Source organism: Pseudomonas gingeri (assembly GCF_013386165.1).
GTDB classification, from domain to species: domain Bacteria; phylum Pseudomonadota; class Gammaproteobacteria; order Pseudomonadales; family Pseudomonadaceae; genus Aquipseudomonas; species Aquipseudomonas gingeri_C.
In genome coordinates, this window is sequence record NZ_JACAOS010000013.1 from 65507 (window position 1) to 80501 (window position 14995).

17 protein-coding genes are annotated in these 14995 nt (G+C 60.8%); 8 read left to right on the plus strand and 9 right to left on the minus strand.

Going from position 1 to position 14995, the window contains the following annotated elements:
• Positions 1 to 10 precede the first annotated feature (10 nt).
• From HX866_RS12380 to HX866_RS12395, 4 genes are read left to right on the plus strand one after another with little or no spacing between them, the layout of a single operon-like run.
• Positions 11 to 604: an aminodeoxychorismate/anthranilate synthase component II gene (locus HX866_RS12380; RefSeq protein WP_177095481.1), complete on the plus strand. Its 594-nt coding sequence runs from the start codon at positions 11 to 13 to the stop codon at positions 602 to 604.
• A 9-nt stretch (positions 605 to 613) separates the two neighbouring features.
• Entirely contained in the window at positions 614 to 1663 is a 1050-nt protein-coding gene (trpD, locus tag HX866_RS12385) for an anthranilate phosphoribosyltransferase (protein ID WP_177095483.1), read from the plus strand.
• Positions 1660 to 2499, plus strand: a complete 840-nt coding sequence (trpC, locus tag HX866_RS12390; RefSeq protein WP_177095485.1) for an indole-3-glycerol phosphate synthase TrpC — start codon at positions 1660 to 1662, stop codon at positions 2497 to 2499. The genes trpD and trpC overlap by 4 nt, the downstream gene beginning before the upstream one ends.
• 27 nt (positions 2500 to 2526) lie before the next feature.
• A complete protein-coding gene (locus tag HX866_RS12395) occupies positions 2527 to 3228 on the plus strand; it encodes a lipoate--protein ligase family protein (protein ID WP_177139823.1) in 702 nt (233 codons plus the stop codon).
• Here the strand turns inward: HX866_RS12395 and crp are convergent.
• On the minus strand, positions 3225 to 3875 hold the full coding sequence (gene crp / locus HX866_RS12400) for a cAMP-activated global transcriptional regulator CRP (protein ID WP_100940505.1): 651 nt from the start codon (positions 3873 to 3875) through the stop codon (positions 3225 to 3227). The two genes, HX866_RS12395 and crp, sit on opposite strands and share 4 nt — an antisense overlap.
• A 222-nt stretch (positions 3876 to 4097) precedes the next feature.
• Between crp and HX866_RS12405 the strand changes: the two genes are divergently transcribed.
• Positions 4098 to 4520 (plus strand): OsmC family protein, encoded by a 423-nt coding sequence (locus tag HX866_RS12405; protein ID WP_100940504.1) that lies wholly within the window; start codon positions 4098 to 4100, stop codon positions 4518 to 4520.
• Between the two features lie 153 nt (positions 4521 to 4673).
• Here HX866_RS12405 and coq7 read toward each other — a convergent pair whose 3' ends face one another.
• From coq7 to hemJ, 6 genes are all read right to left on the minus strand, one after another.
• Complete coding sequence (gene coq7 / locus HX866_RS12410) at positions 4674 to 5321, minus strand: 2-polyprenyl-3-methyl-6-methoxy-1,4-benzoquinone monooxygenase (protein ID WP_177095489.1); 648 nt, start codon at positions 5319 to 5321, stop codon at positions 4674 to 4676.
• A 168-nt stretch (positions 5322 to 5489) separates the two neighbouring features.
• Positions 5490 to 5828: a histidine triad nucleotide-binding protein gene (locus HX866_RS12415; RefSeq protein WP_177095491.1), complete on the minus strand. Its 339-nt coding sequence runs from the start codon at positions 5826 to 5828 to the stop codon at positions 5490 to 5492.
• A gap of 63 nt (positions 5829 to 5891) precedes the next feature.
• Positions 5892 to 6680, minus strand: a complete 789-nt coding sequence (locus HX866_RS12420) for an SDR family NAD(P)-dependent oxidoreductase (protein WP_177095493.1) — start codon at positions 6678 to 6680, stop codon at positions 5892 to 5894.
• Between the two features lie 60 nt (positions 6681 to 6740).
• On the minus strand, positions 6741 to 7703 hold the full coding sequence (locus tag HX866_RS12425) for a DUF805 domain-containing protein (protein WP_177139825.1): 963 nt from the start codon (positions 7701 to 7703) through the stop codon (positions 6741 to 6743).
• A 69-nt stretch (positions 7704 to 7772) separates the two neighbouring features.
• Entirely contained in the window at positions 7773 to 8744 is a 972-nt protein-coding gene (locus tag HX866_RS12430; RefSeq protein WP_177139827.1) for an NAD(P)H-dependent flavin oxidoreductase, read from the minus strand.
• Positions 8745 to 8780: 36 nt separating this feature from the next.
• On the minus strand, positions 8781 to 9209 hold the full coding sequence (hemJ, locus tag HX866_RS12435; protein WP_177095499.1) for a protoporphyrinogen oxidase HemJ: 429 nt from the start codon (positions 9207 to 9209) through the stop codon (positions 8781 to 8783).
• A gap of 135 nt (positions 9210 to 9344) precedes the next feature.
• On the opposite strand from hemJ, the gene argC reads away from it, so the two are divergent.
• Both argC and erpA read left to right on the plus strand, forming a co-directional pair.
• Complete coding sequence (argC, locus tag HX866_RS12440) at positions 9345 to 10379, plus strand: N-acetyl-gamma-glutamyl-phosphate reductase (RefSeq protein WP_177105996.1); 1035 nt, start codon at positions 9345 to 9347, stop codon at positions 10377 to 10379.
• A 170-nt stretch (positions 10380 to 10549) separates the two neighbouring features.
• Complete coding sequence (gene erpA / locus HX866_RS12445) at positions 10550 to 10900, plus strand: iron-sulfur cluster insertion protein ErpA (protein ID WP_007906865.1); 351 nt, start codon at positions 10550 to 10552, stop codon at positions 10898 to 10900.
• Between the two features lie 55 nt (positions 10901 to 10955).
• Here the strand turns inward: erpA and HX866_RS12450 are convergent, their stop codons facing one another.
• Both HX866_RS12450 and HX866_RS12455 read right to left on the minus strand, forming a co-directional pair.
• Positions 10956 to 12044, minus strand: a complete 1089-nt coding sequence (locus HX866_RS12450; RefSeq protein WP_177139829.1) for an anhydro-N-acetylmuramic acid kinase — start codon at positions 12042 to 12044, stop codon at positions 10956 to 10958.
• Between the two features lie 6 nt (positions 12045 to 12050).
• Positions 12051 to 13466: a peptidoglycan DD-metalloendopeptidase family protein gene (locus tag HX866_RS12455; RefSeq protein WP_177095504.1), complete on the minus strand. Its 1416-nt coding sequence runs from the start codon at positions 13464 to 13466 to the stop codon at positions 12051 to 12053.
• A gap of 209 nt (positions 13467 to 13675) precedes the next feature.
• On the opposite strand from HX866_RS12455, the gene tyrS reads away from it, so the two are divergent.
• A complete protein-coding gene (gene tyrS, locus HX866_RS12460) occupies positions 13676 to 14875 on the plus strand; it encodes a tyrosine--tRNA ligase (protein ID WP_177139831.1) in 1200 nt (399 codons plus the stop codon).
• The last annotated feature ends 120 nt before the right edge of the window (positions 14876 to 14995 follow it).

The window sequence follows — 14995 nt, forward strand, 5'->3', positions numbered from 1 at the left end:
GCTTTTTGTCATGTTGCTGATGATCGATAACTACGACTCGTTTACCTACAACGTCGTGCAATACCTCGGTGAGTTGGGCGCGGACGTCAAGGTCGTGCGTAACGACGAATTGACCGTGGCCGAAATCGAAGCCCTCAAGCCGGAGCGCATTGTCGTCTCGCCAGGTCCTTGCACGCCGACCGAGGCGGGCATTTCCCTCGAGGCGATCCAGTACTTCGCCGGCAAGCTGCCGATCCTCGGCGTCTGCCTGGGCCATCAATCCATCGGCCAGGCCTTCGGCGGCGATGTGGTCCGTGCGCGCCAGGTGATGCACGGCAAAACCAGCGCGCTGTTTCATGAAGGCAAGGGCGTGTTCGCCGGCCTGAACCTGCCGCTGACCGTCACCCGTTATCACTCCCTGATCGTCAAGCGCGAAACCTTGCCGGACTGCCTGGAGCTGACCGCCTGGACCCAGCTGGAAGACGGCTCGGTCGACGAGATCATGGGCCTGCGCCACAAGACGCTGAACATTGAAGGGGTGCAGTTTCACCCCGAGTCGATTCTCTCCGAGCAGGGTCACGAGCTGTTCGCCAATTTTCTCAAACAGACCGGCGGCACGCGCTAAGGAGTTTTCATGGATATCAAGACAGCGCTGGGCCGTATCGTCGGTCATCTGGACCTGAGCACCGAAGAGATGCGCGATGTCATGCGTGAAATCATGACCGGGCAATGCACTGAGGCGCAGATTGGCGCCTTTATGATGGCCATGCGCATGAAGAGCGAAAGCATCGACGAAATCGTCGGCGCGGTCTCGGTGATGCGCGAGTTGGCCGACAAGGTCGAACTCAAGACCCTCGACGGCGTGGTCGACGTGGTCGGTACCGGCGGTGACGGGGCGAATATTTTCAACGTGTCGACGGCGTCCGCTTTTGTCGTAGCCGCTGCCGGTTGCACGGTGGCCAAGCACGGCAACCGTGCGGTGTCGGGCAAAAGCGGCAGTGCCGACCTGCTCGAAGCAGCCGGTATCTACCTGAATCTGACGCCGGTCCAGGTGGCGCGCTGCATCGATAATGTCGGGATCGGCTTCATGTTCGCCCAGACCCACCACCGTGCAATGAAGTATGCCGCCGCACCGCGTCGCGACCTGGGCCTGCGCACCTTGTTCAACATGCTCGGCCCGCTTACGAATCCGGCCGGCGTGAAACATCAGGTGGTCGGGGTGTTTACCCAGGCCTTGTGCCGGCCATTGGCCGAAGTGTTGCACCGCCTGGGCAGCCAGCATGTGCTGGTGGTGCATTCCCAGGATGGCCTGGACGAGTTCAGCCTCGCCGCGCCGACCTATGTGGCGGAACTGAAAGATGGTGCAATAACTGAATACTGGGTTCAGCCTGAAGACTTGGGTATAAAAAGCCAGAGTCTGTTTGGCTTGGTGGTCGAAAGCCCGGAAGCGTCCCTGGAGTTGATCCGCGATGCCCTGGGGCGCCGGAAAACCGAGAACGGCCAGAAAGCCGCGGAAATGATCGTGCTCAATGCCGGTGCCGCGCTGTATGCCGCCGACCATGCCAGCAGCCTCAAAGAAGGTGTTGCTCTGGCTCACGACGCATTGCACACCGGCCTCGCCCGGGAAAAACTCGAAGAACTGGGCGCGTTCACCGCCGTATTCAAGCAGGAGAATGAAGGATGAGTGTGCCAACCGTTCTGGAGAAGATCATCGCCCGCAAGGCCGAGGAAGTGGCTGAGCGTCGTGCCCGTGTGAGTCTGGCCGAGCTTGAGACGCTGGCTCGGGCCGCCGATGCGCCACGGGGTTTCGCCCAGGCACTGATCGAGCGCGCCAAGCAGAAACAACCGGCGGTGATTGCCGAGATCAAGAAGGCTTCGCCGAGCAAGGGCGTGATTCGCGAGAACTTCATTCCGGCCGACATCGCCCGCAGTTACGAAAAGGGCGGGGCGACCTGCCTTTCGGTGCTGACCGACGTGGACTATTTCCAGGGTTCCGACCTTTACCTGCAGCAGGCGCGCGCGGCGTGCAAGCTGCCGGTGATCCGCAAGGATTTCATGGTCGACCCGTACCAGATCGTCGAAGCCCGTGCCCTCGGCGCCGATTGCATTCTGTTGATCGTCGCGGCGCTGGACGATGGTCTGATGGCTGAGTTGGCCGCAGTGGCCAAGGGCGTCGGCCTGGATGTTTTGGTGGAGTCCCATGACGCCGCCGAGCTGGAACGGGCCTTGAAAGTGCTCGATACGCCGCTGATCGGTATCAACAACCGTAACCTGCATACCTTTGAAGTCAGCCTGGAAACCACTCTCGATCTGCTGCCGATCGTCCCGCGCGATCGTCTGGTGATCACCGAGAGTGGCATCCTCAATCGGGCGGACGTCGAACTGATGGAAATCAGTGAGGTGTATTCGTTCCTGGTGGGCGAGGCGTTCATGCGTGCGGAAAGCCCGGGCGACGAATTGCAGCGGTTGTTTTTCCCGGAGCGTGGTGCACCGGTCATCACGGGCTCGACCCTCGACTGACCGGGGCTCGTTATCAGGATGACTTCGATGCCTCTGCCCGTTGCCCTCACCGTCGAAGCCGGCCTGCGCGCCGAGCAGGATTTGCTGGCCTCGGTCTGTGCCGGTGAGCGGGATTGGGGGTTGTTGTTCTGGCAACCCAGCGACCGCGCCCTGGTGATGCCAAGGCGTTTGAATCGTTTGCCGGGTTTTGACGTGGCCTGCGATGCCCTGGCGACCAGTGGTTGGCCGGTATTGCTGCGTGAAACCGGCGGTGAGCCGGTGCCGCAGTCCGGCGCCACGGTCAATATTGCCCTGGTGTATGCTCCGCCCCGTCATGAAGGTGACCATCATCGCATCGAGACTGGCTATCGGCGTTTGTGCCAGCCGATCTGCGATGCGCTGGATGAGCTGGGCGGCGTTTCATCCCTGGGGGAAATCGACGGTGCGTTTTGCGACGGTCGTTTCAACGTCAATCTCAATGATCGCAAGATGGTCGGCACTGCCCAGCGCTGGCGTCAGAGCCAGGGCGGCACTCGGCCCGTCGGCTTGGTGCATGGTGCTATGTTGATGGATAACGAGCGCGACTCGATGGTGGAGGCGGTCAATCGCTTCAACCAGGCCTGTCAGTTGGATGCCCGGGTCCGGGCGCAGAGCCATGTCGCCTTGCATGAGGTCCACGCCGCGCCGCTATTCCTTGAGCGGCTAAGCGAGCTGTACCAGCAGATGTTGCAGGGTATCTTCCAGCCTTAACGGGTGCCGAACACCACCATGGTCTTGCCTTTGACGTGTACCAGGTTCTGTTCTTCCAGATCCTTGAGTACCCGCCCTACCATTTCCCGCGAACAACCGACGATGCGGCCGATTTCCTGACGGGTGATCTTGATCTGCATGCCGTCGGGATGGGTCATGGCGTCGGGTTGCTTGCACAATTCGAGCAGGCAACGAGCCACTCGGCCGGTGACGTCGAAGAATGCCAGGTCGCCGACCTTACGCGTGGTGTTGCGCAGGCGCTGGGCAATCTGGCCGCTGAGGGCGTAGAGAATGTCCGGGTCCTGCTGGGCCAGTTCGCGAAACTTGCAGTAGCTGATCTCCGCCACTTCGCATTCGACCTTGGCCCGTACCCAGGCGCTGCGTTCCTGTTCATGGCCGGCTTGTTCGAACAAACCCAACTCGCCGAAAAAATCGCCGGCATTGAGGTAGGCGATGATCATTTCCCGACCGTCATCGTCTTCGATCAGGATCGTGACCGAGCCCTTGATGATGAACGACAGGGTTTGTGAACGATCACCGGCACAAATGATATTGCTCTTGGCCTGGTAGCGGCGGCGCTGACAATGCATCAGCAGTTTGTCGAGGTTCTTGATTTTGGGGGCGGAAGCGGAAGCCAGAGCAACCATGGTTGTATCCCGAAAAGACTGCGCGGTGTGGTTTGTTTTTTTTAGTCATAGCTGCAAGGCTGGCAGAACGCCAGTGGTTTGGCGCCAGCATACCAGACACATTATGTACAAATTTAGGAATTTACTTTGGCGACTGACCGGTCGTCGCCCTTTGTCGGTTTCCTGTCGGAGCAGGGGGCTGTGCTAAGCTGGCTCCCTTTTTTCAGCAGTGGAGTCTAGGTGATGAAGGCACGCATCCAATGGGCTGGCGAAGCCATGTTCCTCGGAGAGTCCGGTAGCGGGCATGTGGTGGTCATGGACGGTCCGCCGGAAAGTGGTGGCCGCAACCTGGGCGTTCGTCCCATGGAAATGCTGTTGTTGGGCCTGGGCGGTTGCAGCAACTTCGACGTGGTCAGCATCCTGAAGAAGTCCCGCCAGCCGGTTGAAAGCTGCGAAGCCTTTCTCGAGGCCGAACGTGCCACTGAAGATCCCAAGGTGTTCACCAAGATCCACCTGCATTTCGTGGTCAAGGGCCGTGGATTGAAGGAAGCCCAAGTCAAGCGGGCGATCGAGTTGTCGGCGGAGAAATACTGCTCGGCCTCGATCATGCTCGGTGCGGCTGGCGTTGCCATCACTCACGACTATGAGATCATCGAACTCGGCTGAATCGACATTGTGACCAGGTGACCGAGCGGGTGGAATACGAAACGCTGGAAATCTTCTACGTGCGCAATATGCCGACGTAAGTTTTCCAGGCAAAAAGAAGGGCGCCCCTGTGGCGCCCTTTTTTTGCCTGATCCTTGGCGCAGCCGCGGTCGGTCAGATGCGGTAGGTGCTCTTGGTCATGACCTTGGCCAGCAGGCTCATGCCGAACTTTACCGGTGCCGGGAAACGGAAGCCGCCCGCATCCAGCGCGGATTCGGCGTGATGTTCTTCGTCGATGCGCATCTGTTCGAGGATCGCCCGAGACTTTTCGTCTTCGGCCGGCAGTTGTTCCAGGTGTTCGTTGAGGTGTTTGCACACCTGGTCTTCGGTGGCGGCGACAAACCCGAGGCTGACCTTGTCGCTGATCAGGCCGGCGGCCGCACCGATGCCGAAGGACAGGCCATAGAACAGCGGATTGAGTACGCTGGGATGACTGCCCAATTGACGGATGCGCTGTTCGCACCAGGCCAGGTGATCGACTTCTTCTTCGGCGGCCTTTTCCATGGCGGCCCTTACGTGGGGCAGCTTGGCGGTCAGGGCCTGGCCCTGGTAGAGCGCCTGGGCACAGACTTCCCCGGTGTGGTTGATGCGCATCAGGCCGGCGACGTGACGGCTGTCGTCTTCGCTCAGTGGCGCGTCCGGCTGCACGATGGCCGGCGACGGACGGTAAGGCTGGCCGCTGAACGGCAACAAGGTGCGCATCGCGGTATCGGCTTGCAGCAGAAGACGGTCAATCGGCGAGTAGTGACGTTGGGTAGTCATGCTGACCTCCGGGAAAAATCTCGGTGGGCAGTTTACCGCAATCGAGGGCAGAAGGTTTGCGCTGGGTCATCGGGGCATGTTGCTGTGGTACGCAATCTTGCCAACGCCATTGACCTTGTAGGAGCTGGCAAGCCAGCTCCTACAGGGATAGGGCCTACCTTGGAGGTATCAGCCCGGCGGCCAGTTCATCTGGCGCTGACCCAGTACATGCATATGAATGTGATAAACGGTCTGCCCACCTTCTTCATTGCAGTTCATCACCACACGAAAGCCTTTCTCGCAGCCCAGCTCCAGGGCCAGGCGCTGAGCCGTGAACAGAATGTGCCCGGCCAGGGCCTTGTCTTCTTCGGTCAGGTCATTGAGCGTGCGTACCGGCTTTTTCGGAATGACCAGGAAATGCACCGGCGCCTGCGGGGCAATATCGTGGAAGGCCAGGACCTGGTCATCCTCATAAATGATCTTCGCAGGTATTTCTCTGTTGATGATCTTGGTGAACAGAGTATCCACAGCTGTTTCTCCGTTGGGTAAGTCGGGCCAGAGTCTGGATGGACCGGGCCGTGAGTTCAAGTTTCAGCGCGGGCAATAGGCCTTGGTCGCGATCCCGGCGAGTTTGCGTATCGCCCAGCGCGGCATCAGGCGTGGGGTGCGGGCCAGCCAGCGGTTGCGCCAGCCGGGAATGATCACCGCGCGGTTTTTCTCCAGCGCCCGCACGGCGTACAGCGCCACTTCTTCGGGGCTCATCATCAGTTTGCTGTTCGAGAGCTTTTCGACGGACAACTGTGCTGTGCGAAAGAACGCGGTCCGGGTCAGGCCCGGGCAGAGCACCGACACCTTGATGCCAGTTTTCTTGAGCTCTTCGCGCAGGCCTTCGGAGAAGTGCAGCACGTAGGCCTTGCTCGCGTAATAGCTGCTCATCCAGGGCGCCGGATGAAAGGCCGCGACGGACGCGACGTTGAGGATTTGCCCGCCACCCTGTATTGCCATGAGATTGCCCAGGGTATGACAAAGTCGGGTCAGGGCGAGGATATTGACCTCGATCAGGTCCTGCTCCGTCCCCCAATCCTGGGCCAGAAATGGGCCGCAAGTGCCGAGGCCGGCGCAGTTGACCAGCAGGTCGATCTGCCGTTCACCTTCTTCCAGTTCCAGCAGGAAACCGGAAAGACGCAGTGGTTCGCTCAGGTCGCAGGCGCGGAAGAGCACCTCGACGCCGAAGCGCTGGGTCAGTTCCAGGGCGATGGTTTCCAGCTGATCACGCTGGCGGGCCACCAGAATCAGACTGCGGCCGCGGCGCGCGAGGGCTTCGGCCAGTGCCAGGCCGATGCCGCTGGAAGCGCCGGTGATCAGGGCGTAACGGGTCATGCAGTTCTCCATCACAACGGCTCCGAGCCTTGGGACAGAGGGTCGCAGGCTCAGAAGCGGTTATTCTTTTTCATCTTTGTCATAGTCTACAGCGGGCGGAGCGGATTCGGCTGCTGCATCATCGCTGGTGCCCTCGGCCTCGTCGGTGCTGGTGGCGTCGCTGCTTTCGGAATAGCTGGCCGACTCCTTGTTGTAGTCTTTTTCAAGGTTGGCCAGGCCGCCGGTCACGGCAACGACGCCAACGATGACCCCGAACACCACCGAGAGTATCGCCAGGACCTTGACCGCAGTGCCGTTGGGCGGTGGCGGTGCGCCGTATTGGTTGGCGCCGGCATTGCCGGGGCAGAACATCAGTACGAAAGGGAGCAGGCCGCCGACGAAGGGGACCAGGGTCAGTAGCCAGAGCCAACCGGACCAGCCGATATCGTGCAGGCGCTGTACGGCGATCTGGATGGAAAAGACCATGAAGGCGATCAGCGCCGCGCCGCCGAGTACAACGCCGATGGTGATCGCCGTATTCACCGAGGCTGCCGCGGTGCCCATGGCGAAGGCGAAGATGGCGCCGGCGATCGGGAGGGTGGCGAACATCAGGACGACGCTCCAGGCCAGGTAACGCAGCCGACCGATACGTCCATCGGTGGTGAAGGCCTTGAGTTGGCCGAACGCGGGAAGGCTGTCGCCGACCTGTGCCCGTGGCGGGGCGTAGGGCGATTGGTAGGTCGCGGTGTCCGCAGGGGGCGTGCTGGCCGGCAGGTCATCAATGTCCGCCAGGCTCAGTTCGATGGCCGGCGGTTCGGCTTCCAGGCGCGCCTCGATGCCGGTCTTACGCAAGGCTTGCAGGTAATTCTCGGCTTCGGCGGCCGACAGGTCGCGCTTCAGGGCGACAGGCTGGCCACTGAACAGCCTTTCAACCGACGCGATATCGGTTTTGAACAGCGCGGCGAGGTTGTGCTGGGCGGTGGATTTCTCCACGCCCGTCTGCAAGGTGCCATCGAAGACAATTTTGAAGCGGTTTTCGCTCATGAAGGGCATCCTTGTCACAAGTCATTGGCGTTGCAGTGTAAGCCTGCAGCGCGCAGGCACACCATCTTGTTACGGGCGTGGCCAGTGCCGCGGCAACTCGGCTGCCACGGTCTGGGCCTGGCGGTACTCGGCATCGAGCCTGGCGACCAGTTGATCGACATTGGGCAGGTCGTCGATGCCGCCGACGCCCTGGCCTGCCGACCAGACGGTCTTCCAGGCCTTGGCCTCGTCGCTGATCGGCTTGAGCTTGGAACCGAAGTTCACTTCGCCCTTGCCTTGCAACGCGCCCAGGTCGAAGCCGGCGTTTTCCAGGCTCTGGCGCATAAAGCTCGCGGGCACCCCGGATACCGCCGCAGTGTGCACGATATCGACCGCCTGGGATGTGAGCAGCATCTCTTTATACGCGTCGGGCGCATGACTTTCCGCAGTGCCGATAAATCGGGTACCGAAGTAGGCCAGATCCGCGCCGAGCAACTGTGCGGCGAGAATCTCGTGGCCATGGTTCAGGCAGCCGGCCAGTAGCAGGGTCTTGTCGAAGAACTGGCGGATTTCGGCGATCAGGGCAAACGGGCTCCAGGTGCCGGCATGGCCACCCGCTCCGGCCGCCACGGCAATCAGTCCGTCGACACCGGCCTCGGCGGCCTTTTCGGCATGTCGCCGGGTGGTGACGTCGTGGAACACCAGGCCACCGTAGCTGTGCACGGCGTCCACCAGTTCCTTGACGGCGCCCAGGCTGGTGATGACGATCGGCACCTTGTGCTCGATACAGATCTGCAGATCCGCCTGCAAGCGCGGGTTGCTGTTGTGCACGATCAGGTTGACGGCATAGGGCGCCGGATTGTCCAGGGTCGCCAGGCCCGCTTCGATTTCCTCAAGCCAGGCCTTGAAGCCGCTGCTCTCGCGCTGGTTCAGGGCCGGGAAGCTGCCGACCACCCCATTGCGGCAGCAGGCGAGTACCAGTTGCGGGTTGGAAATCAGGAACATCGGCGCAGCCACCACGGGCAAGCGCAGGCGTTGTTCGAGCAGGGCGGGCAGCGACATGGAGAATGCTCCGATCAGGGATGAGTGACTTGGTAACTAGAACGGCCGGACAACGACCAGAATTACAATAGCCAGCAATATCAGAACCGGCACTTCATTGAACCAGCGATAAAAGACATGACTGCGGGTGTTTTCGCCACGGGCAAAACGTTTTACCTGGGCACCGCACATATGGTGATAGCCGATCAGCACGACGACCAGGGTCAGCTTGGCGTGTATCCAGCCACCCTGGCTGAAGATGCTCGGGTTGAGGGCGATCAGCCAGCCACCGAAGATCAGCGTGGCGATCATCGCCGGGCCCATGATCCCGCGATACAGCTTGCGCTCCATGACGCTGAAGCGCTCCTTGCTGACATTGTCCTCGCTCTGGGCGTGGTAGACGAACAGGCGCGGCAGGTAGAACAGGCCGGCAAACCAGCAGACGACACTGACGATATGAAAGGCTTTGATCCACAAATAGAGCATTTTTAGTTATTCCCAGGTTCACGGTAGGCCGAATAGTAGAGGCTTGAGCGTCCGCACGTCACCTTGACGGTTGTCGCAGGCGCGCGCGGCCCCTATTATCGTGGGCTTTCCAGTGGTTTCGTTGAGGGGCAGGTCATGGTCAAGGTCGGTATCGTCGGCGGCACGGGTTACACCGGTGTCGAATTGCTGCGTCTGTTGGCACAGCATCCGCAAGCGGAAGTGGCTGTCATCACTTCTCGATCCGAGGCGGGCCTTGCCGTGGCCGACATGTACCCGAACCTGCGCGGTCATTACGACGGCCTGGCGTTCAGCGTGCCGGACATCAAGACCCTCGGCGCCTGTGACGTGGTGTTCTTCGCCACGCCCCATGGCGTGGCCCATGCCCTGGCCGGTGAATTGTTGTCCGCCGGGACCAAGGTCATCGACCTGTCCGCCGACTTCCGTCTGCAGGACGCCGAAGAGTGGGCCAAGTGGTACGGTCAGCCGCACGGTGCGCCGGCTTTGCTGGAAGAGGCGGTCTATGGCCTGCCGGAAGTGAACCGCGAAAAGATCAAGCAGGCCCGTCTGATCGCCGTGCCGGGTTGCTATCCGACCGCGACCCAGCTGGGTTTCCTGCCGCTGCTTGAAGCCGGGATTGCGGATACCACACGACTGATCGCCGACTGCAAGTCGGGTGTCAGCGGTGCCGGTCGCGGTGCCAGCGTCGGTTCGCTGTACTCGGAAACCTCCGAAAGCATGAAGGCCTATGCGGTCAAGGGCCATCGCCACCTGCCGGAAATCCGCCAGGGGCTGCGCCGCGCCTCTGGTCATGACGTGGGCCTGACCTTTGTGCCGCACCTCACGCCGATGATCCGCGGTATCCACTCCACGCTTTACGCGACCGTGGTCGATCGCTCGGTGGATCTGCAGGCGCTGTTTGAAAAGCGTTATGCCAACGAGCCCTTTGTCGACGTGATGCCGGCCGGCAGCCATCCGGAAACCCGCAGCGTGCGCGGTGCCAACGTTTGCCGGATTGCCGTGCACCGTCCGCAGGACGGTGACCTGGTGGTGGTGTTGTCGGTGATCGACAACCTGGTCAAGGGTGCGTCGGGTCAGGCGGTACAGAACCTGAACATTCTGTTCGGTCTGGACGAGCGCCTGGGTCTGTCCCACGCGGGCATGCTGCCATAACGGCAGCTGCGAGCTTCGAGCGGTAAGTCGCAAGGGGCGCGCCAGGCTTCCAGCTTGCCGCTTGTAGCTGGAAGCTTGCCGCTGCCTTAATAGTTGACTGCTTTTCTAGGAGAAGCGGATAATGCCCGTCATCACGCATTATGGCGGCGTAACGCCGGGAGATAGTCAGCATGAGCGTCGAATCCTTCACCCCCACGGCTTTGCAATTCACCCACGGTGCCGCGCACAAGGTGAAGAGCCTGGTCGATGAAGAGGGTAATGATCGCTTGAAGCTGCGCGTATTCGTTACGGGCGGCGGTTGTTCAGGTTTTCAGTACGGCTTCACCTTCGATGAAGAAGTGGCCGATGACGACACCATCGTCGAGCGCGAAGGCGTCAGCCTGGTGGTCGATCCCATGAGCTTCCAGTACCTGGCAGGCGCAGAAGTGGATTACCAGGAAGGCCTGGAAGGCTCGCGTTTTGTCATCAAGAACCCGAATGCCACTACGACCTGTGGTTGCGGGTCGTCGTTCTCGATCTGATCATCGCTAGCGCTTTACCCTCAACGCCGCGAATTTCGCGGCGTTTTGCTAGGTGTCAGGCCAGGTAGATCGCGCCCAGTACCCGCAGGCCCCGGGCGCCGGTGACGCTGGGGCGATTGGCGGCGATGCCGTCAAGGCAACATTGGGCCAGCCAGGCGAAGGCCATGGCTTCAACCCAGTCGGGGTCAACGCCGTGGGTGGCGGTGCTGGCAACCCGGGCTCCCGGCAGCAGTTGGCTCAGTCGGGCCATCAGCGCCGCGTTATGGGCGCCGCCGCCGCAGACCAGTAATTCTTCCGTGTTCTCCTGGGCGCCGGTCAGCGACTCGACGATGGTCCGCGCGCTGAGTTCGAGCAAGGTGGCCTGGATGTCTTCGGCCGCGAAGGCCGGCAGGCGACCCAGGTGCTGCTTCAGCCAGGTCAGGTTGAACACCTCGCGACCGGTGCTTTTCGGGCCTTTGGTCTGGAAGAACGGATCGCTGAGCAAGGCTTGCAGCAGCACCGGTGCGACTTGGCCGCTGGCTGCCCATTGGCCATTGCGGTCATAGGATTCGTTGCGTTGATCCTGAATCCAGGCATCCAATAACACGTTGCCCGGGCCGCAGTCGAAGCCGGATACCGCCTGGCCCGGCTCGATCAGGCTCAGATTGCTGAAGCCGCCGACATTCAGTACGGCGCGCTGGCCCGCACGCTCTTCGAAAAGCGCTTCATGGAAGGCCGGTACCAGTGGCGCGCCCTGGCCGCCAGCGGCTACATCGCGGCGGCGGAAGTCGCCGACGACGGTGATGCCGGTCAGTTCCGCCAACAAGGCCGGGTTGCCGATCTGTACGGTAAAGCCCCGTGCCGGTTCGTGGCGGATGGTCTGGCCATGGCTGCCGATGGCGCGAATCGCCTCGGGCCCGAGTTGCTGTTGTTCCAGCAGGGTGTTGATGCCCTGGGAGGCCAGTGTCACCCAGTTCTGCTCGGCAATGGCGGAGCGGGCGATTTCATCGGGGCCGCTGGCGCACAGGCCAAGCAGCTCGACGCGCAAGGCGTCGGGCATGGGAATGTAGTGACTGGCCAGCAGTCGGATGGAACCGTCGAGCGCTACCAGGGCAATGTCCAGCCCATCAAGACTGGTTCCGGACATCACACCTATGTAGAGCATCGTGGTTTACCGTTGTTTGGCGGAGGCGACTTTGCTGGATTTTTCCTGGTTCATGCGCGCCATCAGCGGCTGGCTCTGTTGCAGGAAACGGGCGCGTTCGGACTTGGCGATCGGATCGGCCATGGGCAGTTTCTGGCCCAGCGGGTCGACGTGCACACCATTGACCTGGAACTCGTAGTGCAAGTGCGGGCCGGTCGACAGGCCGGTGGTGCCGATATAGCCGATGACCTGGCCCTGCTTGACGGTGCTGCCGGTCTGGATGCCCTTGGCAAAACCTTGCATGTGACCGTAAAGGGTCCGGTAGGTGATGCCGTGCTGGATGATCACGGTATTGCCGTAGCCGCCGCGGCGACCGGCCAATATCACCTTGCCGTCGCCGGCGGCCTTGATCGGTGTACCGCGCGGGGCGGCGTAGTCGACGCCCTTGTGGGCGCGGATCTTGTTCAGGATCGGGTGTTTGCGGCCCATGGAGAAGCGCGAGCTGATGCGGGCGAAGTCCACGGGGGTGCGGATAAAGGCCTTGCGCATGCTGTTGCCGTCAGCGGTGTAGTAGTTGCTGGTGCCTTGTTTGTTGGTGTAGCGCACGGCGGTGTAGGTCTTGCCGCGGTTGATAAAGCGTGCGGACAGGATGCTGCCGGTGCCGACGGTCTTGCCGTTGAGGACTTTCTGTTCGTAGATCACTTCGAATTCGTCGCCGGGGCGGATGTCCTGGGCGAAATCGATGTCGTAGCCGAACACATGGGTCATTTCCCTGATCAGGCTGTGGGGCATGCCGGCGCGCTGGGCGGAGAGTGACAGCGAGCTGTTGATCACACCGTGCACGTAGGCCGACTGGACCACCGGCTTGGTGACCACGCGATTGAAGGTGAAGCCTTTCGGGCCCTTGCTCAGGGTGATGGTTTCAAGGTCGCTGACCTTGCTGTGCAGGTTGTTCAGCTTGCCGTCGGGCGTCAGCTCGAACTCCAGGACCTGGCCATGTTTGAGCTGGGAGAACTGTTTTGCTTGTTTATCGCTGGCCAAGACCTCATGTACTGAAGCAGCGGGCAGGCCGACCTTCTCGAACAGGGTGGACAACGTATCGCCACGGCTTACGGTGACTTCACGGTGGCCGGGGGCCTTCTTTTCCTCGGGTGCCGCTTCGGTCTTGGCGGTGTCGTGGGTGTCGTCGGCGCTGTTGTCGATCTGGGCGAAAGGCGATGGATTGCCTTCATTTGTGGCTTGATCGAGTTCTACAGCGTCTTTGTCTTGTGTCAGTTGATCCGCTGGGGTTTCCAGCTCCAGGTTCAGCGTTGTCTTCTTGGCTTCTACGTCACTGGAAGGAAATACCAGTAGCGCCAGGCTGAGAAGGGCGGCGATCCCGCTTGCGGCCAGCAGGTGGGTCTTCGGATAAAGCGGGGGCGCTTTAGTCGGCTCTGTGGTCATAGGTAATTTGACTTTGAAGAAGATGAATTGGAAAAGATGAATGACATGATGAAGATGAAATAACTGTATAAAATATAACCAAAACATCGCTGAAGCAAGTCTGTCATGTGCGGGCGGGCGTTTCGTGCCCGTATGCCGGGCAAAACTTGTATTTGGACGGCGATCTTGTATGGTTGGTCCCCTTTGAATCTGAGCCTTGCAGGTTGGTTATGAAGTCGGTTGAAGAGCAGCTCGCGCTGATCAAGCGTGGTGCGGAAGAGGTGTTGGTCGAGTCCGAATTGGTCGAGAAGCTCAAGCGTGGCCAGCCGCTGCGTATCAAGGCCGGCTTCGACCCGACGGCACCGGATCTGCACCTGGGGCACACAGTCCTTATTAATAAGCTGCGCCAGTTCCAGGAACTGGGGCATCAGGTGATCTTCCTGATCGGCGACTTCACCGGTTTGATCGGTGACCCGAGCGGCAAGAGCGCCACGCGTCCACCGCTGACCCGTGAGCAGGTCCTCGAGAATGCCGAGACCTATAAGGCTCAGGTGTTCAAGATCCTTGATCCGGCCAAGACCGAGGTGGCGTTCAACTCCACCTGGATGGACCAGATGGGTCCGGCGGACTTCATTCGTCTGACGTCGCAGTACACCGTGGCGCGGATGCTCGAGCGCGACGACTTCGACAAGCGCTATACCAACAACCAGCCGATCGCCATCCATGAGTTCCTCTACCCGCTGGTGCAGGGGTATGACTCCGTTGCGCTGCGCGCGGACGTCGAGCTGGGCGGTACCGACCAGAAGTTCAACCTGCTGATGGGGCGTGAGTTGCAACGCGCCTACGGGCAGGAAGCTCAGTGCATTCTCACCATGCCATTGCTCGAAGGGCTGGATGGCGTGAAGAAGATGTCCAAGTCCCTGGGTAACTACGTGGGGATCCAGGAAGCGCCGGGTGTCATGTACAGCAAGCTGGTGTCGATTCCAGATGCTTTGATGTGGCGTTACTTCGAGCTGCTGAGCTTCCGCTCGATGGATGAGATCAATCAGTTGCGCAAGGATGTCGAGGCGGGTGGGAACCCGCGTGACGTCAAGATCAAGCTGGCTGAAGAGATCGTCGCGCGCTTCCACGGTGAGGAGGCTGCGGCCAATGCTCACCGTGCGGCGGGTAATCGCATGAAGGATGGCGAGCTGCCGGACGATCTGCCTGAAGTTGAAATCAGCGCGACTGAAGACATGCCGATTGCCGCTGTCCTTAATAAGGCTGGCCTGGTGAAGAACTCGGCGGTCGCTCGCGATCTGCTGGGCTCCGGTGGTGTTCGTATTGATGGTGAGGCTGTCGATCGCACCTTTATATACAAGCTGGGCGCGACCCATGTTTGCCAGGCGGGGAAGAAGGCGTTTGCTCGCATCACCCTGAAGCAGGAATAAGCGGATCCCGCTTCCTGCTTGATATGGCTATAGAAGAAGGCCGGCCCGCCAGGGCCGGCCTTCTGCTTTTCGGGGTTTTTGGCCCATTTTCCAGAAATCTGAAATTAACGGTTGACGGCA